Raw genomic sequence first — 17,545 nt, forward strand, 5'->3', positions numbered from 1 at the left:
CCCTTTCCCGGCAGGCGGCCCCCACAGGCCGCCTGCCGCATTTCTGCCCCGCCCATCCCTCGACAAGATTTGGACTACGCTAAAGGGAGACTATAACCAGATCGGAGCACATTTTATGCGTTGGCAAGGGAGACGAGAGAGCGACAATGTTGAAGACCGGCGCGGCGAGGGCGGCGGCGGTGGTGGGGGCGGGTTCCGCGTGCCGATTGGCGGCAAGGGCGGCATCCTGATCGTGGTGGTGGTGCTGGTGGCGGGCTACTACGGCATTGACCTCACCCCATTGCTGGGCGGCGGCGGACAGGGGCTGACCCAGAGCCAGCAGAGCAACATCAGCCCGCAGGATGATGAGCTGGCAAAATTCACCTCGGTGATTCTGGCCTCCACCGAAGACACCTGGGGCACCATTTTCGAGCAGTCCGGCCAGCAGTACCGCCAGCCCAAACTGGTGATGTATCGCGGTGCCACCCGCACCGGCTGCGGCACCGGCCAGTCAGTAATGGGGCCGTTCTACTGCCCGGCTGACAGCACTGTTTACATCGATCTCTCCTTCTATCAGGAGATGCGCGACAAGCTGGGCGCGGATGGCGACTTTGCGCAGGGCTACGTGGTGGCGCATGAGGTGGGCCACCACGTGCAGAACCTGCTCGGCATTGAGCGCCGCGTGCGCCAGATGCAGCAGGGCGCCTCTGAGGTGGCGGTCAACCGTTTGTCGGTGAAGCTGGAGTTGCAGGCTGACTGCTTCGCTGGCGTCTGGGGCCATGCGATGCAGCAGCAGAACGTGCTGGAAGCGGGCGACGTGCAGGAAGCACTGAACGCCGCGCAGGCGATTGGTGACGACCGGCTGCAACAGCAGAGTCAGGGGCGCGTGGTGCCGGACAGCTTTACCCACGGCACCTCGGAGCAGCGCTACAGCTGGTTCAAGCGCGGTTTTGACAGCGGGAACTACAAGGATTGTGATACCTTTGCCGCCCAGTAAGGCTGAGCGGGCAGGGCAAGATGAGAGAGTGGGTGGAGGCACAGCGGGCGATGCAGCACGCCGGTATTCGGCGGCTGCTGGTGATCAGCGGCGAGCGGGCGTGGTGCGTGGCACAGGCGCAGGCGTTGATGGCGGCGCTGGCACAGGAGGTGCTCTGGATCTCCGCTGACCCGGCCCTGCCGGGCGCGCTGCCGCCGGAGCAGGCCCGCCAGCTGCTCGGCAGCGAGCGGCAACATGCGGTCTTTGATGCCTGTGACGGGCTGGCAGCGGATGCGCTGGCCGCACTGGCTGGCTCACTGGCCGCAGGCAGTTGGCTGCTGCTGTTGGTGCCGCCCTGGCAACGCTGGCCGCAGCAGCCCGATCGCGACACCCTGCGCTGGAGCGAACAGCCCCAGCCCATCGCCACCCCCCACTTTGTTACCCACCTTGGCCAGCTACTGTTGCAGGAGCGCGAGAGCCTGCTCTGGCGGCAGGGCGAGCCATTGCGCCTGCCTGACTGGCACGCCCGCCCGGCATGGCAACCGCCGCAGGGCGAGCCGACCCCCTGTCAGCACGCGCTGTTGGCGCGCCTGCGCACCGCCGGGCCGGGTGTCTGGGTAGTGACAGCGGCGCGCGGGCGCGGCAAATCGGCACTGGCGGGGATGCTGGCGGCGCAGGCCCCCACGCGCTGCCTGTTGACCGCCCCGAGCCGGCAGGCCGCCGCCACGCTCAGCCGCTGGGCCGGCGAGGCGCTGCCGTTTATGGCACCGGACGCCCTGCTGGCGGCCTGCCGCCAGCAAGCGCCGGACGTCGACTGGCTGCTGGTGGATGAGGCGGCCGCCATCCCCGCGCCGCTGTTACATGCGCTGATCCGCCACTTTCCGCGCGTGCTGCTCACCACCACCGTGCAGGGGTATGAGGGCACCGGGCGCGGCTTCCTGCTGAAATTCTGCGCCGAGCTGCCGCTCTGGCACGATCTGCGGCTCACCAGCCCGATCCGCTGGGCGGAACACGATCCGCTCGAGCGCCTGCTGGATCGGGTGCTGCTGATGGGCGAGGAGACCGCGCCCGCCGCGGCCGCCCCCGCGCCACCGCCTACGCTTATCACCGTCGCACAGTCCGACTGGCTGGCACGCCCGGCGCTGCTGGCCAGTTTCTACGGCCTGCTCTCCGCCGCCCACTACCGCACCACGCCGCTTGACCTGCGACGCCTGCTGGATGCGCCCGGCCAGCACTTTATTGCCGCTTGCCAGGGCGAAAATGTATGCGGCGCGCTCTGGCTGGTGGAGGAGGGCGGGCTGGCGGAGCCACTGGCGCGCGAGGTGTGGGCTGGCCGCCGTCGGCCGCGCGGCAACCTGATCGCCCAGTCGCTGGCGGCCCACGGCGGCCAGTGGCGCGCGCCGCTGCTGCGTTCGCGCCGCATCAGCCGCATCGCGGTGCAGCCCGGCCTGCGCCGACAGGGGCTGGGGCAACGGCTGGTGGCCGAGCAGGTAGCTCGGGCCGCCGCCAGCGGGCTGGATGCACTCTCCGTCAGCTTCGGCTACACCCCGGCGCTCTGGGCCTTCTGGCAGCGCTGCGGCTTCCAGCTGGCGCGCATTGGCACACAGCGTGAGGCGAGCAGCGGTTGCTACGCGGCAATGGCGCTGCTGCCGCTTTCGGCGGCAGGGGAGGCGCTGGCGCATGAGGCGGGGCGGCGGCTGGCGCGTGACTGGCCGTGGCAGCCCGCCAGCCGGGAGCTTGACCTGACGCTGGCGAGCGGGGATCAGGGCTTTGATCAGGAGGATTGGCGCGAACTGGCCGGTTTTGCCTTCGCCCACCGGCCGCTGGAGGCGAGCCTCGGCGCGCTCCAGCGCCTGCTGCGGCACAGCGCGTTGCCACTGCCAGCCTTGCGGGCGCACCTGCAACAGGGGATCACGCCGCCGCTGCTGGCGCAACAGCTGGCACTGGCGGGGCGCAAGGCACTGCTGGCCCGCTGGCGCGAGGAGACGGCCACGGCGCTGACCGCGCTGGATAACGCGCAATGCCAGCAGTGGCAGATGTGGGCGGCAGGCGACTGAAGAAGCCAGAAATGAAAAGGGGCGGCTAGCGCCGCCCCTGAGGGTTACTTTTTCTTTGGCCAGTCGTCTTCATCATCCCACTGCGCGTTGTTGTCGCGGTGGGGAGGGATTTCCGGTTTGTTATTCAGGAAACGCTTGTGATCCAGTCGGCGTAACTCTTTGATGCCGTTGAGGATGATCCCCACCAGAATAATCAGGAAAACCCACCAGTAATCGGCTATCCAGTGCATAGTTACTCTCCGTGCGTCGTGCGTATAAAACGCGTAAACAGCCTATCAATATTGGCGCAGAGCCAGTCGGCCCCCGCCACATCCTTGCCCTGCCAGGCCGCAACCACCGTCTCCGGCGTCAGCCTTGCCTCAAGCGGCGCAGCCAGCGGGCGGTAGCTCAGGTGCCAGGGTTCCACCGCCACCCCGCCGCGATCCTCGGTAAAGGGGCGGTAGAAGCCATACTCGGCCATGTGCGCGGTCAGCCAGGCGGTCAGCGGGGCAAAATAGCCGCCGGGCAGGTACTCCCACGGCTCCAGCTGCAACCGTTGTCCGTCAGGCAGCCGCGAGGGATCGTAGATATCCAGATCGGTGCCCCAGTGGTGGCGGCTGGTGCCGGGCAGTGCCGACCAGCGCAGGATCGCCTCGCAGCGCGCCGGGACATCCAGCGCCAGCGCCTCCAGCGGCTGGCTCTGGTGATCCAATAGTGGCCGCTCGCCGTGGAATTTGCCATTCCAGATGGCGCGTTGCCGATCGAAGTCACGAAACGTACTGGCCGGTTGCAGATCGAAGCCCGCCGCCGCCGCGGCCTGTTGCAGGCGTAGGAACGCCTGCACCGCCTCCGGTTGCAGGCGGTGCGGGCCGCTGAGCGGCGCGAGGTGCGCCTCGCTGCGGCCAGTCAGCATCTCGTCGCTGATCATGCGATGAGATGCTCCATGATGCGCTGGTACATGCGGCTCAGCAGTTGCAGGTCAGCCGCATTCACGCACTCATTGATCTTGTGGATGGTGGCGTTTACCGGCCCCAGCTCCACCACCTGCGCACCCATGCGGGCGATAAAGCGGCCATCAGAGGTGCCGCCGGTGGTCTCCAGCTTCGGGGACAGCTCATTGTAGTGCTCGACCGCCTTCACCACTGCATCCACCAGCTCGCCGCGCGCGGTCAGGAAGGGCTGGCCGGAGACTTTCCACTCAATGGTGTAGCGCAGTTGGTGCTTCTCCAACAGCGCCTGCACGCGCTGCTTGATCAGCTCATCCGTCAGCTCGGTGCTGAAGCGGAAGTTGAACTGCACGAAGAATTCGCCGGGAATAACGTTGTTGCTGCCGGTGCCTGCCTGCACGTTGGCAATCTGCATACTGGTGGGCGGGAAAAATTCGTTGCCCTGATCCCACTCGGTCGCCACCAGCTCATTCAGCGCTGGCATGGCGCGGTGCACCGGGTTGTCCGCCAGATGCGGGTAGGCGACATGCCCCTGTACGCCGTGGATATAGAGGTTGGCGGTCATCGAGCCGCGCCGCCCATTCTTCACCACGTCACCGACGCGCTCGGTGCTGGAAGGCTCACCGACCAGACAGTAGTCGAGGCGCTCCTGCCGCGCCATCAGCGCCTCCACCACCTTCACGGTGCCGTGGGTGGCGCTGGCCTCTTCGTCCGAAGTGATCAGGAAGGCCAACCGGCCGCGGTGGTGCGGGTGGCTCTGCACAAAGCGCTCCGCCGCCACCACCATCGCCGCCAGCGAGCCTTTCATGTCTGCCGCGCCACGGCCAAACAACATGCCGTCGCGGATGGTTGGCTCAAACGGTGGGTTGATCCAGCGTGACTCATCGCCCGCGGGCACCACGTCAGTATGGCCGGCAAACGCCAGCGTCTTGCCCTCGCCGCGCCACGCCCAGAAATTCTGGGTATCGCCGAAGTGCATCGGCTCCACGATAAAGCCGAGCGCCTGCAACCGCGCAATCAAAATGGCCTGACAGCCTGCATCGTCAGGGCTGAGGGAGGGGCGCTTGATCAGTTGCTGCGCCAGATCAATGACCGGACATGTCATCTTATTGCTCCTCAACCACGAATTGCTGATAACGCCCGGCATCAAAGCCCAGCAGGGAGCGATCGCCGCTCACCAGCAGCGGGCGCTTGATCACCGCTGGCTGCGCCAGCATCAGCTGGATGGCGGTGGTCGCGTCAGTGATGGAGAGGCGCTCGGCCTCGCCCAATTTGCGCCAGGTGGTGCCGCGGGTATTGAGCAGCGCCTCATGGCCCTGCTGGGCAACAAAGCGCTCCAGCATCTCGGTGGTCAGGCCATCTGCCCGGTAGTCATGGAAACGGTAAGCGACCTGCTGTTCGTCCAGCCAGCGGCGGGCCTTTTTTACCGTGTCGCAATTTTTTATGCCATAGAGGGTGAGGAGGGGGGCGGTGGTGGACTCTGCCATGAAAACAATTACCTATAACGAAGGATCAACATAGAGCGGCGCGCCCGCAGATGCGCGGCCAGCCCGGCATCTCCACATAATGCGGCAAAATGGCGGGGCTTTCCAGCCACAGCGGCGGCGCGGCGGCAATCTACCGGTTGCTCACTCCGGCAGGGTGCGATCGGCCGCGCCCAGTTCACGCTGCATCAGCACCGTATCCAGCCAGCGGCCATGCTTCAGCCCCACGGCGCGCAGGGTGCCAGCGATGCAAAATCCCTGCGATCGGTGCAGCCCCAGCGAGGCATGGTTCTCGCTGTTGCCGATGTTCGCCACCATCTGCCGGTAGCCCTGCTGCTCCGCCCAGGCAATCGCCGTCGCCAGCAGTTGTTTGCCGACGCCGCGGCCCGCCGCCTCATGGTGCACGTAGACCGAATCCTCCACCGTATAGCGATAGGCCGCGCGCGGGCGGTAGGGCGCGAGGTAGCAGTAGCCCAATACGTGCCCGTCGGCCAGCGCCACCCACCACGGCAAGCCACTCTCCTGCGCCTTCTGGTAACGCGCCAACAGCTCAGCGCTGTCCGGCGGCGTGGTTTCAAAGGAGGCCAGCCCATAGAGCACATGGTGGGCATAAATCTGTTGGATGGCCGTGAAGTGGTGCGGTTGGGCAGGGGTAACGAGGATGGCGTCAGAGTGGCTCATAAGGGTTTCCGTACCGTTAAGGAGAGGCCAGAGTAAGATATTTCAGCGACGCCCGGCAACGGGAATCTATCATAAGAAAATCCTCTGACAAAAAGTCGCTGCCTTGATTTGTCTGGAAAAAGTGCGCGCCTGATGGAAGGCAATAAAAGAGTGGAAATAATGAAAGGTCACGCTGGAATAAATGGGGTTATTTATATTTAACACGTGGGTTTAATATAATTAATCTCTTTTTTAATAGGCTCATTAAATGGCAGTGATACACCAATAAATACATGGCTGCCGGGAATTACCCTATAATGGGTATTAAGTTAACAGGAAAAGAAAACAGGCCGTGAACAGACCAAGGGGCGCAAGGCAACGGGCCGGTTTTATAAAATCATCCTGACAGGCATCTGGCAACGATAAAATGCGTGGCCCAGCTGGTCTATCCAGATACTATGCTTATAGTACGCATTTTAACCATTTAAAATACCAAATGATCACAAGTTGAACGGTTTCAACCAGCGGGAGTGCCCATTCGCAGGAGGTGGTAGGGGTTGTTAAAAAATTTAACAATTAATTAAAATTTAATGAACAAATACCCAAAAATAGCCGCTTAAACGCCTTTGGCTATCAGTTTTCAGGGATAAATAACTTAAAGTGCTCAGCCCGGAATAGGGGTGTGATGGCTATCAAACCCATCGCTAAAAATAGCGATAAATAGTTGTTCAGGGGGATTCACAAGGTTAAAAAACGCGCGTAGAATCGCCCTCAGTTTATCAGTGAGGTTGTTATGGTTGAGCAAGAAGTCAGTAACTGGAAAGATTTCATCGAAGAGATGTTGCGCAAGTAACGCAGCGATGAAGTAATAACAAGATAGGCCGTTACGTCTGAGATCTATTATCCCGAAAGGGATAACTTTTTAAAAACATTTTTTAATAAAGCCACTCACAGCACACGCTCTCTTGTTTTATGAATGAAAAGTTTTATGAATGAGAAGTTATGACCCAAAAGGGCCGCACGCTTAGTGCGGCCCTTTTTTATGGGCATCAGGGCGCGGGTTTCTCCTCTGCCGTATCACGCACCGGGCGCTTGCCGGGGAAGCGGCGGCGCACCAGCACAAAGAACAGCGGCACAAAGAAGATTGCCAGGAAGGTGCCGGTGATCATCCCACCGATCACGCCGGTGCCGACAGCGTGCTGACTGCCGGAGCCAGCGCCGTGGCTGATGGCCATCGGCAACACGCCGAAGATAAAGGCCAGCGAAGTCATCAAAATCGGCCGCAGCCGCATCCGTGACGCCTCAAGGGTGGCCGCCAGCAGATCCTGTCCCTTCTGGTTCAGCTCATTGGCGAACTCCACGATCAAAATGGCGTTCTTGGCCGACAGGCCGATGATGGTCAGCAGCCCCACCTGAAAGTAGACGTCATTCTCCAGCCCGCGCAGCCAGGTGGCGGCCACCGCGCCAATCACCCCCAGCGGCACCACCAGCATCACCGAGAAGGGGATCGACCAGCTCTCATAGAGCGCCGCCAGACAGAGGAACACCACCAGCAGCGACAGCACATAGAGCGCCGGTGCCTGCGAGCCGGAGAGACGCTCCTGATAGGACATGCCGGTCCACTCCAGCCCGGCGCCGCCCGGCAGCTGGCGCACCAGCCGCTCCATGGTGTCCATTGCCGTGCCGGTACTGACGCCCGGTGCCGCCTCACCAACAATCTCCAGCGCGGCGTAGCCGTTGTAGCGCTCCAGACGCGGCGAGCCATAAGTCCAGTGGCTGGTGGCGAAGGCGGAGAAGGGCACCATGCTGCCAGCCGTGTTGCGCACATACCAGCGGTTGATGTCCTCCGGCAACATGCGGAAGCGCGCCGCCGACTGCACATAGACCTTCTTCACCCGGCCACGATCCACGAAGTCATTGACGTAGGTCGAGCCCCAGGCGGTTTTCAGCGTGTCATTGATGTCATCCACCGACACGCCCAGCGCCCGCGCCTTGTGCTGGTCAATGTCCACCTGCAACTGCGGGCTGTCATCCAGCCCATTGTGGCGCACCCGCGCCAAATCCGGCTGCTTGCCAGCCAGATCCAGCAGCTCATCGCGCAGGCGCATCAGCCCTTCGTGGCCCAGCCCGCCGTGGTCTTGCAGCTCCATGTCAAAGCCAGCGGAGTTGCCCAGCCCATTGATGGCTGGCGGGCTACTGGCGATCACCCGCGCCTCATTGATCTGGCTGAAGGCGCGGGTGGCGCGGTCGATGATGGCGTCGGCGGTGTTCTCCGCGCCGCGCGCGTCCCAGTCCGCCAGCCGCACAAACAGCCGCGCCACGTTCTGCCCGTTGCCGCCCGGCCCGGAACCCACGGTGGCGAACACCGACTGCACCGGCCCCTTCTCTTTGGTCAGGAAGTAGTGCTCCACCTTCTCCACCACCTTCACCGTCTGCTGCTGGGTACTGCCGACCGGCAACTGCACCTGCACGGTGAACACGCCGCGATCCTCCTGCGGCAGGAAGGAGGTGGGCAGTGTGATGAACAGCCAGACCAGCCCGCCAATCAGCAGCAGGTAGATCAGCATGAAGCGCAGGCTGCGCTTGAGCACCACACCGACGCCGCGCTCATAGCGCTGCACCGCCCGATCAAAGGCGCGGTTGAAGCCGCCGAAGAACCCGCGCCGCGGCGCATGGCCCGGCTTGACCGGTTTGAGCAGGGTGGCGCAGAGCGCCGGGGTGAGGATCAGCGCCACCAGCACCGACAGCACCATCGAGGAGACGATGGTCAGCGAGAACTGCCGGTAGATGGCCCCGGTGGTGCCGCCGAAGAAGGCCATCGGCACGAACACCGCCGTCAGCACCAGCGCGATGCCCACCAATGCTCCCTGGATCTGCCCCATCGACTTGCGGGTGGCGGCGCGCGGGTCCAGTCCCTCCTCACTCATCACCCGCTCGACGTTCTCCACCACCACAATCGCGTCATCCACCAGCAGGCCAATCGCCAGCACCATCGCAAACATGGTGAGGGTATTGATGCTAAAGCCGCACAGGTAGAGCACGGCAAAGGTGCCGAGCAGCACCACCGGCACCGCAATGGTCGGGATCAGGGTGGCGCGGAAATTTTGCAGGAACAGGTACATCACCAAGAATACCAGCAGGATCGCCTCAAACAGCGTCTTGACCACATCGTGGATAGAAGCCTTAACGAAAGGGGTGGTCTCGTAGGCGATCTTGGCCTCCAGCCCGTGCGGGAAGTAGTGCGACAGCTCCTCAATGCGCGCGCGCACCAGCTTGTCGGTCTCCAGCTCGTTGGCACCCGACGCCAGCTTCACGCCCATGCCGGAGGCGGGCATACCGTTGTAGCGGCTGAGGTAGTCATACTTCTCCGCCCCCAGCTCCACCTGCGCCACGTCACCCAGCCTGACCACGGAGCCATCCTGATTGACGCGCAATGTGATGTCGCGGAACTGCGCTGGCGTCTGCAACTGTGACTGGGCGTTGATGGTGGCGTTGAGCGCCTGCGCCTCCACCGAGGGCACGCCGCCCAGCTGGCCGACCGCCACCTGGCTGTTCTGCTCGCTGATGGCGTCCACCACGTCGGCGGTGGTGAGCTGGTAGTCGGTCAGCTTGTCCGGGTTGAGCCAGATGCGCATCGCATACTGCGAGCCGTAGGCGTCAATGCTGCCGACGCCATTCACCCGGCTCAGCGGGTCCTGGAGGTTGGTGGCAACGTAGTCGGCGATATCCTGCTTATCCATGCTGCCGTCGGTGGAGACAAAGGCCACCATCATCAGGTTAGTGTCGCCGGTCTTGGTGACCGTCACCCCCTGCTGCTGCACCTCCTGCGGCAGCCGCCGCAACGCCGCCTGTAGCTGGTTCTGCACCTGCTGCATCGCCTCATTTGGATCGGTGCCCGCCAAAAAGGTGAGGGTCACCCGCGCCTGCCCGGTGTTGCTGCTGTCGGCGGCCATGTACATCAGGTTGTCCAGCCCGGTCATGTTCTGCTCAATCACCTGCGTGACGGTATTCTCCAGCGTCTGCGCCGAGGCGCCGGGGTAGTTGGCGGTGATGCGGATATTGGGCGGGGCCAGATCGGGGTACTGCTCCACCGGCAATGACATGATCGCCAGCGCCCCACACAGGGAGAGGATAATGGCCAGCACCCAGGCAAAAATGGGCCGGTCAATGAAAAAATTGGGCATCTGTAGAGAACCTCACTATCACGCCGGCTGAAGGAGACGGCCCGACGCACTGCGCCCTGCCTTGGGCGAACGGAGCCCGGCCGGGGCGGCGCCCGGCTCTCTTGCACTTTACGCGCCGCACCTTGCCAAAGCGTGGAGAAAATAAGGAGATCATGTAAATAAAACCGCGCACCCCGGCCGTCTGGCACGGCGGTAACCCTCGCATCAGGCGAGGCCAGCAGGGAGCGCGGGATGGTGTCATAATGAATATTTAGGGTCCAAAGGGAGTCTGCCATGCCGCTCAATTCTGTTTTTGCTCGCCGCCTCTACCTCTGCTGGCTGATCAGCCATCAGGAGCGGCCCAATGTCCCGCGCCTGATGGCTCTGACCGGCTGGCCGCGGCGCACCTTGCAGGATGTGCTGAAGGCGCTGCCGGGGATGGGGGTGGAGCTGAAGTTCATCCAGCAGGGGGTGCGCAACAACGATGGCTACTACCAGCTGGAGGGCTGGGGGCCGCTGGACAGCGAGTGGATCGATCGCCACCATGACCAGTTGCTGGAGGCCATCGGCTAACCCTGCGACGGCTTGTGGTGCGCCAGCCAGAGCACCGTCGCCGCCACGCGCGAGCGCACGTCCAGCTTGCGCAGCAGGTTGCGGATATGCACCTTCACCGTCTCCTCGGAGATCGAGAGCCGCGCGGCCACCTGTTTGTTGGAGAGGCCGCGCGCCACCTCCTGCAACACATCCAGCTCACGCTCGGTCAGCGTGGCGAACGGATCTGCCTGCTCGCCACGTGACGCCAGATACTCCGCTACCACCTCACTGAACACACCTTCCCCCTCCGCCGCGCGGTGGAGGTTGGCCAGCAGCACCTCCGGCTCGCTGTCTTTCAGCAGGTAGCCATCCGCGCCAGCATCCACCAGCGCATAGACGTCGCTACGCGCGTCCGAAACCGTCAGCACAATGATGCGCGCCGCAACGCCGTCACTGCGCAGCGCCTTCAGGGTGTCGAGCCCCGACATGCCCTTCATGTTCAAATCGAGCAAAATCAGGTCAGGCGCGTTGCGTGCCACCAGCGCCAGCGCCTCGCTGCCGCTGCTCGCCTCCGCCACCACGCGAAAGGCAGGATCCAGCTCCAGCAGCTGTTTGATACCGCGGCGCATCAGCGGGTGGTCATCAATAATCATGACGGTATGGGTATGGTTCACCATAAAAGCGTTTCTCCAGGGATGGCGCGGTGCACAGTCGGGGGGCGCCGGGATGCCTTTACCGCAGGTGAAGGGGGAAATGGCCCATCCCCCAATAACAACCATAGGGTGAAATTGCAGCTTTCACCTGCCAGCGGGCCATATTCCAGATATTTACCGCCGGGGAAAGCGCAGCCGCACCTCGGTGCCGCCGCCCTCGGCTGGCCCGATCGCCAGCTCCCCGCCCAGTTTCCGCGCCCGTTCATGCATGATATCGAGGCCATAGTGCCCCTCTGGCTCCTCCGTGCTCATCATGCCGATGCCGTCATCACGGATGGTAATCATGTTGGCGTGCGCATCATCGGGGCGACAGACAATCTCAATCGACGTCGCCGCCGCATGTTTGATGGCATTGAGCACCGCCTCGCGCACAATCTGCAAGGCGTGCACCTGTTGCTGGGCGTTGAGTGACTGGGAGGGCAGGGCGCAGTCAAGGCGCAGCGCCGCCGTGCTCTGGGCCTGCAACGGCACGAGCATCTGCCGCAGCGCCTCCTCCAGTGACGACTCCTGGATGGTCAGCCGGAAGGTGGCTAGCAGCTCACGCAGTTGCTGGTAGGCGTCCGCCAGCCCCTGCTCCAGTTCCGCGACAATCGCCTGTGCTGGCGGCGCGGCGTCTGGCAGGCTGCGTTTCAGCAGCGTCAGCTGGATGCGCAGGAACGAGAGCGCCTGCGCCAGCGAGTCATGCAGTTCGCGGGCGATGGTGGCGCGCTCCTCCATCAACAGCAGCTGTACCTGCTGCTTCTGGGCGTAGTTGAAAAATACCCCGCGCGCCAGCATGTCCGCCACGTTCGCCATCAGTTGCGGATGGGTCAGCGGTTGCTGGCTCTGCCAGTCGAGCCGGCCAATCTCACGCCCCTCCTGCTGGATCGGCAGATGGTGCCAGCGCAGCCCGGCCTGCGGCGTGCCGCTGGTCAGCTCCCAACTGCCGCCGCCCTCCTGCACCGTCAGGCGCAGTACCTGCAGGCTCTCGGTGCGGCAAACAATATCCAGCACCCGCTGAAAGCGCGGGCGATCCAACTGGCCGCCGCTCAGCGCCTGCGAGCAGTCAAACAGCACCTCCAACGTGCGGTTGGCGCGCGTCAGGTCGGCGGTCTTCTCATGCACCTTATGCTCCAGCGAGTGATAGAGGCGCGACAGCTCGTCCGACATGCGCTGGAAGGTGGCGGAGAGCAGCCCCAGCTCGTTATGCAGCGTGGTCTCCAGCGGCGGGAAGCGGAACTCGCCGTGCTGCATCGTCAGGCTGGCGTCCACCAGCTTATTAAGCGGCGCCACCACCCGGCGGCGCAAGAAGTGCAGCGAGAACAGCAGCAACAGCAGGGTAGCGACAAACCCGGCCAAACTGACGACCGCCACGCCCGTCAGCTTCCGCTCGTCGTTTTGCTGCAACGCCAGCACAAAGTCATTGATCTCGGCGATATAGCCGTCGAGCAGGTACTGGTAACGTGCCGGCTGGCGGGCGAGGGCGGCGGCCTCCAGCGGTGCCCATGCCTGACGCAGGCGCTGGTAGTGTTGCCGCACCTCGTCCGGCACCCAGATGTGCGGCCGCTCATGCAGCGGCAGTGACGCCAACGTCTGGCGGTAGAGCGCCAGATGCGCCTCCAGCGCTGGCGCATCCGCACTCAACTCGTAGGCCAGCCGGTAGCTCTGCATCCGCAGCGATCCGGCGATATTGACCGCCTCAGCGTCACGCAGGCTGCCAAACAGCGTGACCACGGCCAGGCTGGTGGTCAGAGCGCTCAGCAGGGCGATGCCGAGGAACACCCCGGCCAGTGAGCGTATAAGCGAGCGTTTGACTGTCACCCTGACCCCCGGCGCAGAGATAAAAGCGTATTTTAATTAAAATAGTATCCTGCTTCAGATTTTATTTAACCTTTTGTTTACTTTCAGATAACGGCGCTGCCGCCGGGATGCGGGCCGCTGGTATCTGACGTGGGCGGCGCTTATCATGGGGAGAGTCAACGCGCTAAACCGGGGAGTATCATGGCGGCGAAAATTGAGGTTTTGAAGAATAAGGTGTTGTCAGACAACTGGTTTGTGCTGCGCAACTATACCTACCAGCTGGAGAAGGCGGACGGCAGCAAGGTGGAGCACAAGCGCGAGGTCTATGACCGCGGCAACGGGGCCACCATCCTGCTCTACAACCGCGAGAAGAACAGCGTGGTGCTGATCCGCCAGTTCCGCATGGCGACCTACGTCAACGGCAACCGGGATGGCATGTTGCTGGAGGCGTGCGCCGGTTTGCTGGATGACGATTCGCCGGAGGATTGCATCCGCAAAGAGGCGGTAGAGGAGACTGGTTACGTGGTCGGCGAGGTGCAGAAGCTGTTTGAGGCTTACATGTCGCCGGGCGGCGTAACGGAGCTTATCCACTTCTTCGCGGCGGAGTACCATGAGACGTTACGCTCCCATGCGGGCGGCGGCGTGGAGGATGAGGACATTGAAGTGCTGGAGATCCCCTTCCCAGAGGCGCTGGAGATGGTGCGCGACGGCCGCATCAAAGATGGCAAAACCATCATGCTGTTGCAACACGCCCGTCTGGCGGGCCTGCTAAACTGATGCCAGGCGCGGCGGCACCCTCCGCCGCGCCTGTCCATTGCACCCTTCACCGCGCCTGCCCACGGCACCCTTCGTCGCGCCTGTCCATTGCACCCTCCACCGCATCTGTCCACGGCACCCTCCGCCGCGCCTGTCCATTGCACCCTTCACCGCATCTGCCCGCGGCACCCTTCGTCGCGCCCGCCCATTACACCTTCCACCGCATCTGCCCACGGCACCCTCCGCCGCGCCTGTCCATTGCACCCTTCACTGCATCTGCCTGCGGCACCCTCGGTCGCGCCTGTCCATTGCACCCTCCACCGCATCTGTCTACGGCACCCTCCGCCGCGCCTGTCCATTGCGCCCTTCACCGCGTCTGCCCACGGCCCCCTCCGCCGCGCCTGCCCGCGGCACACCTCTCCATATCCACCGCATTTTTAGCCATATTTTTGTGATGGCTCTATCACAAAACCGCCCGCCATAGCAGAAAAGTGAATACTTACAGCTGACTGCGCCTCACACCTTCCCCCTGCCAGCCCGTAGGGTGGCGTTCTCGTATGCGGTAAATCTGCTGTCGGCACCGGCCGATGATTTGTTACGGAGAACGTTATGTCTGCTACCCATGATTACCCCGGCAAGGCCAACCTGCGCCCCCACGACGCGGCGAAGCGCACCCGCCTGATGAACCTGTTTGTGTCATTTGCGGCGGCGATGGCTGGCCTGTTGTTCGGGCTGGATATTGGCGTCATTTCCGGCGCGCTGCCCTTCATTACCGATCACTTCACCCTCAGCAGCCGCCTGCAGGAGTGGGTGGTCAGCACCATGATGCTTGGCGCGGCGCTGGGCGCGCTGGCAAACGGCTGGTTGTCGTCACGGCTGGGGCGCAAATACAGCCTGATGATCGGCGCGCTGCTGTTTGTGCTCGGCTCGGCTGGCTCAGCGCTGGCACACAGCATTGAGTTGCTGCTGCTGTCGCGGGTGCTGCTCGGCTTTGCGGTCGGCATCGCCTCCTACACCGCGCCGCTCTACCTCTCTGAAATGGCCACGGAGAACATCCGCGGCAAGATGATCGCCATGTACCAGCTGATGGTGACAATCGGCATCCTGCTGGCCTTCCTCTCTGACACCGCCTTCAGCGCCAGCGGCAACTGGCGCGCGATGCTCGGTGTGCTTTGCGTTCCGGCGCTGGTGCTGCTGGTGGCGGTGTTCTTCCTGCCCAACAGCCCGCGCTGGCTGGCGGCCAAGGGGCGGCATGTGGAGGCGGAGCAGGTGCTGAACATGCTCCGCGACACCTCCGAGAAGGCGCGTCAGGAGCTGAACGAGATCCGCGAGAGCCTGAAGCTGAAACAGAATGGCTGGGGGCTGTTCAGAACCAACGCCAACGTCCGCCGCGCGGTGTTCCTCGGCATGTTGCTTCAGGCGATGCAGCAGTTTACCGGCATGAACGTCATCATGTACTACGCGCCAAAAATCTTCAGCCTGGCGGGCTTCACCACCACCCACGAGCAGATGATGGCGACCGTGGTGGTGGGCCTGACCTTCGTGCTGGCGACCTTTATCGCCATCGGCATGGTGGACAAGGCGGGCCGAAAACCGGCGCTGAAGATCGGCTTCTCGGTGATCGCCATCGGCACTCTGGTGCTCGGCTTCTGCCTGCAACAGATGGGCAGTGGCAGCGGCTCCAGCGGCCTCTCCTACCTCTCCGTTGGCATGACCATGATGTGCATCGCTGGCTACGCGATGAGCGCCGCGCCAGTGGTATGGATCCTCTGCTCCGAGATCCAGCCGCTGAAGAGCCGCGACTTCGGCATCACCTGTTCCACCACCACCAACTGGGTCGCCAACATGATCATCGGCGCGACCTTCCTGACGCTGCTCAACAGCATCGGCGCAGCGGCTACTTTCTGGCTCTATGCCGCGCTCAACGTGCTGTTCGTGGTGATCACCTTTGTGCTGATCCCAGAGACCAAAAACGTCACCCTGGAGCACATCGAGCGCAACCTGATGGCGGGCAAAAAGCTGCGCGACATCGGCAACTGACGGGCATGGCACCACTTGCCCCCAGCGCGTAAGCCGGGGGCACGCGGCTCAGACGCCCCCAGCGCCACGCGCTGGGGGCGTTGGCTTATTTCGGTAGCGCCAGCGCCACGCCACCGGGGTGGCCGGTGATCTGTTTCCACGGCAGCACCGACCAGCTCTCCCCCTCGCAGGCGCGCATCACGCGGGCGAAAGAGGGGCCAAACCAGATGCCCTGCGGCGTGAAGTACCAGGCCGGGAAGTTCCAGATCTCCGGGTCACTGAAGTTGCAGCCATCCTCATCCTCCTCTGCTGGCACGGCCATCTGTTCCGGGTAGAGCGTTTGGAATTGGCGCACCAACCAGGGGGCCAGCGTATGGCTGCGGTAGGCGGCGTAGTCATCAAAACTGACGCTGTCCGTGGTTTCGTTCGCATCCTGTCCACCGTCGTAGAAGTTGTTCTCCTCATACAAGTAGTGGAAGGGCTTGCCCTCTCCCAGCCAGAGCACATCCTCCAGCGCCAGCTTCTCGCCAGTCTGCGCATTCAGGTTCAGCGGTGCGTCGCCAAAGTCCGGGTGTGCGCCGCCGCAGTCATAGCTGGTGAACACGCTGACGCTGACCACCGCCGGTGAGAGCAGGGTGGGCGTCACGGTCTGGGAGAACTCCCCCTGGCCGAAACGGCTGGCCCCCAGCTGGCAGGCATGGTAATCCACCACCTCCTGCCATAGCCGGGCGCGCAGCTGGCGGTTCAGCGCCTCCAGTTGCGCCGGCGGGTAGCCAGAGAGGATCTCAAACAGCCGGATGCCAGATTGCGGCTCACGCCACCACTGGATGGCGTAGCCCATCACCGTCTGTGGCTTGTCGCGCTGCAACCGTAACCCATGCAGGCGCAGGTACTCATAAGGATCGCTGTCGGCCAGCGTCGCCAGATAGGCGTCCTCACCCGCGGCGGCCGTGGGGTGGGCCTGCGTGAGCTGCAACGGCAACACTTTGCCCTGCGGGCTGCGCCACTCCCCCTGCCAGCCCTGTTCGGCGGGTTGTAGGCTGATGGTCGGGTGCGGCGTGTCATCCAGCGCGTCCAGCCCCTCGCTCATGCTGAGGTCATGGTTCACCAGCGTGCCGCTCAGCGGCAGGTCGAGGTGGTATTTCTGGTAGAAGTAGCGGCCTGTCACTTCGTTTGGCTGGGTTAGGTCCAGCTCCACGACCACGGATTGGTCGCCCAGCGTGCCGGTATAGACCTGTGGCGCTTCCTCGGCGCGCAGCCCGGCCGCCGCCAGCAACCCTATCGCTGCGGCCATGCCACATGCCCCCAGCCGGATGCCCCGGCGGATCCCCTCTCTCATCGCTCACTCCCTCTTACCCTGCTCAGGCCATGCTCAGCCTCTTGCCCAGGCAGCATAACAGCCTGGCTTCTCAGGGCAGCATTGTGCCGCTTGCCGCCCACCTCGGCAATGATGTGGCATCGGCAAAGCTTAAGTTTGCGCGATGCTTTCCAGACATTTC

At 63.4% G+C, this 17,545-nt stretch carries 15 protein-coding genes; 6 read left to right on the forward strand and 9 right to left on the reverse strand.

All coding sequences use genetic code 11. The annotated features are described in order from the left end of the window. The first annotated feature begins 115 nt into the window (after window positions 1–115). Together C1N62_RS04270 and C1N62_RS04275 are read left to right on the forward strand one after the other, a co-directional pair. Complete coding sequence (locus tag C1N62_RS04270) at window positions 116–976, forward strand: neutral zinc metallopeptidase (RefSeq protein ID WP_137762461.1); 861 nt, start codon at window positions 116–118, stop codon at window positions 974–976. Between the two features lie 20 nt (window positions 977–996). Next, a complete protein-coding gene (locus C1N62_RS04275) occupies window positions 997–3,012 on the forward strand; it encodes a tRNA(Met) cytidine acetyltransferase TmcA (RefSeq protein ID WP_240775724.1) in 2,016 nt (671 codons plus the stop codon). Between the two features lie 44 nt (window positions 3,013–3,056). Here the strand turns inward: C1N62_RS04275 and C1N62_RS04280 are convergent, their stop codons facing one another. The 5 genes from C1N62_RS04280 to C1N62_RS04300 form a co-directional block, all read right to left on the reverse strand. Further along, the gene (locus C1N62_RS04280) at window positions 3,057–3,242 is read right to left on the reverse strand and encodes a YpfN family protein (RefSeq protein ID WP_137762462.1); all 186 of its coding nucleotides are present in this window, start codon (window positions 3,240–3,242) and stop codon (window positions 3,057–3,059) included. A 2-nt stretch (window positions 3,243–3,244) separates the two neighbouring features. Further along, window positions 3,245–3,919 carry a M15 family metallopeptidase gene (locus C1N62_RS04285; protein WP_137762463.1) on the reverse strand — a complete coding sequence of 225 codons (675 nt, stop codon included), beginning with the start codon at window positions 3,917–3,919 and terminating at the stop codon, window positions 3,245–3,247. Then, window positions 3,916–5,043, reverse strand: coding sequence for a succinyl-diaminopimelate desuccinylase (gene dapE / locus C1N62_RS04290; protein WP_137762464.1), 1,128 nt, complete (start codon window positions 5,041–5,043; stop codon window positions 3,916–3,918). Before dapE ends, C1N62_RS04285 begins: the two co-directional genes overlap by 4 nt. A gap of 1 nt (window position 5,044) precedes the next feature. After that, entirely contained in the window at window positions 5,045–5,425 is a 381-nt protein-coding gene (locus tag C1N62_RS04295; RefSeq protein ID WP_137762465.1) for an ArsC family reductase, read from the reverse strand. Window positions 5,426–5,566: 141 nt separating this feature from the next. After that, a complete protein-coding gene (locus C1N62_RS04300; protein WP_137762466.1) occupies window positions 5,567–6,103 on the reverse strand; it encodes a GNAT family N-acetyltransferase in 537 nt (178 codons plus the stop codon). A 772-nt stretch (window positions 6,104–6,875) separates the two neighbouring features. On the opposite strand from C1N62_RS04300, the gene ypfM reads away from it, so the two are divergent. Next, a complete protein-coding gene (gene ypfM / locus C1N62_RS23555; RefSeq protein WP_137764898.1) occupies window positions 6,876–6,935 on the forward strand; it encodes a protein YpfM in 60 nt (19 codons plus the stop codon). A 196-nt stretch (window positions 6,936–7,131) separates the two neighbouring features. Here the strand turns inward: ypfM and acrD are convergent, their stop codons facing one another. Then, window positions 7,132–10,266 carry a multidrug efflux RND transporter permease AcrD gene (acrD, locus tag C1N62_RS04310; protein WP_137762467.1) on the reverse strand — a complete coding sequence of 1,045 codons (3,135 nt, stop codon included), beginning with the start codon at window positions 10,264–10,266 and terminating at the stop codon, window positions 7,132–7,134. Between the two features lie 273 nt (window positions 10,267–10,539). Here acrD and C1N62_RS04315 point away from each other — a divergent pair, with 273 nt between their 5' ends. Then, window positions 10,540–10,818: a helix-turn-helix domain-containing protein gene (locus tag C1N62_RS04315; protein ID WP_137762468.1), complete on the forward strand. Its 279-nt coding sequence runs from the start codon at window positions 10,540–10,542 to the stop codon at window positions 10,816–10,818. On the opposite strand, the gene narL is transcribed toward C1N62_RS04315, so the two are convergent. After that, on the reverse strand, window positions 10,815–11,456 hold the full coding sequence (gene narL, locus C1N62_RS04320; protein ID WP_137762469.1) for a two-component system response regulator NarL: 642 nt from the start codon (window positions 11,454–11,456) through the stop codon (window positions 10,815–10,817). The genes C1N62_RS04315 and narL overlap by 4 nt on opposite strands. A gap of 150 nt (window positions 11,457–11,606) precedes the next feature. Then, entirely contained in the window at window positions 11,607–13,292 is a 1,686-nt protein-coding gene (gene narQ, locus C1N62_RS04325) for a nitrate/nitrite two-component system sensor histidine kinase NarQ (RefSeq protein ID WP_137762470.1), read from the reverse strand. Between the two features lie 180 nt (window positions 13,293–13,472). On the opposite strand from narQ, the gene nudK reads away from it, so the two are divergent. Further along, window positions 13,473–14,048: a GDP-mannose pyrophosphatase NudK gene (gene nudK, locus C1N62_RS04330; protein WP_137762471.1), complete on the forward strand. Its 576-nt coding sequence runs from the start codon at window positions 13,473–13,475 to the stop codon at window positions 14,046–14,048. 660 nt (window positions 14,049–14,708) lie between these two features. After that, the gene (locus C1N62_RS04335) at window positions 14,709–16,067 is read left to right on the forward strand and encodes a sugar porter family MFS transporter (RefSeq protein WP_240775760.1); all 1,359 of its coding nucleotides are present in this window, start codon (window positions 14,709–14,711) and stop codon (window positions 16,065–16,067) included. Between the two features lie 85 nt (window positions 16,068–16,152). On the opposite strand, the gene C1N62_RS04340 is transcribed toward C1N62_RS04335, so the two are convergent. Next, complete coding sequence (locus C1N62_RS04340; protein ID WP_240775725.1) at window positions 16,153–17,385, reverse strand: hypothetical protein; 1,233 nt, start codon at window positions 17,383–17,385, stop codon at window positions 16,153–16,155. Window positions 17,386–17,545: the final 160 nt, after the last annotated feature.

The sequence above is a fragment of the Nissabacter sp. SGAir0207 genome (assembly GCF_005491205.1).
GTDB lineage: Bacteria > Pseudomonadota > Gammaproteobacteria > Enterobacterales > Enterobacteriaceae > Chimaeribacter.

Excerpts from the sequence above, each read along its gene's own strand:
- C1N62_RS04340 (WP_240775725.1), bottom strand. The coding sequence starts at position 17,385 with ATGAGAGAGGGGATCCGCCGGGGCATCCGGCTGGGGGCATGTGGCATG.
- narL (WP_137762469.1), bottom strand. The coding sequence starts at position 11,456 with ATGGTGAACCATACCCATACCGTCATGATTATTGATGACCACCCGCTG.
- C1N62_RS04300 (WP_137762466.1), bottom strand. The coding sequence starts at position 6,103 with ATGAGCCACTCTGACGCCATCCTCGTTACCCCTGCCCAACCGCACCAC.
- C1N62_RS04295 (WP_137762465.1), bottom strand. The coding sequence starts at position 5,425 with ATGGCAGAGTCCACCACCGCCCCCCTCCTCACCCTCTATGGCATAAAA.
- C1N62_RS04285 (WP_137762463.1), bottom strand. The coding sequence starts at position 3,919 with ATGATCAGCGACGAGATGCTGACTGGCCGCAGCGAGGCGCACCTCGCG.
- acrD (WP_137762467.1), bottom strand. The coding sequence starts at position 10,266 with ATGCCCAATTTTTTCATTGACCGGCCCATTTTTGCCTGGGTGCTGGCC.
- dapE (WP_137762464.1), bottom strand. The coding sequence starts at position 5,043 with ATGACATGTCCGGTCATTGATCTGGCGCAGCAACTGATCAAGCGCCCC.
- C1N62_RS04270 (WP_137762461.1), top strand. The coding sequence starts at position 116 with ATGCGTTGGCAAGGGAGACGAGAGAGCGACAATGTTGAAGACCGGCGC.
- C1N62_RS04315 (WP_137762468.1), top strand. The coding sequence starts at position 10,540 with ATGCCGCTCAATTCTGTTTTTGCTCGCCGCCTCTACCTCTGCTGGCTG.
- C1N62_RS04335 (WP_240775760.1), top strand. The coding sequence starts at position 14,709 with ATGAACCTGTTTGTGTCATTTGCGGCGGCGATGGCTGGCCTGTTGTTC.
- C1N62_RS04280 (WP_137762462.1), bottom strand. The coding sequence starts at position 3,242 with ATGCACTGGATAGCCGATTACTGGTGGGTTTTCCTGATTATTCTGGTG.
- C1N62_RS04275 (WP_240775724.1), top strand. The coding sequence starts at position 997 with ATGAGAGAGTGGGTGGAGGCACAGCGGGCGATGCAGCACGCCGGTATT.
- nudK (WP_137762471.1), top strand. The coding sequence starts at position 13,473 with ATGGCGGCGAAAATTGAGGTTTTGAAGAATAAGGTGTTGTCAGACAAC.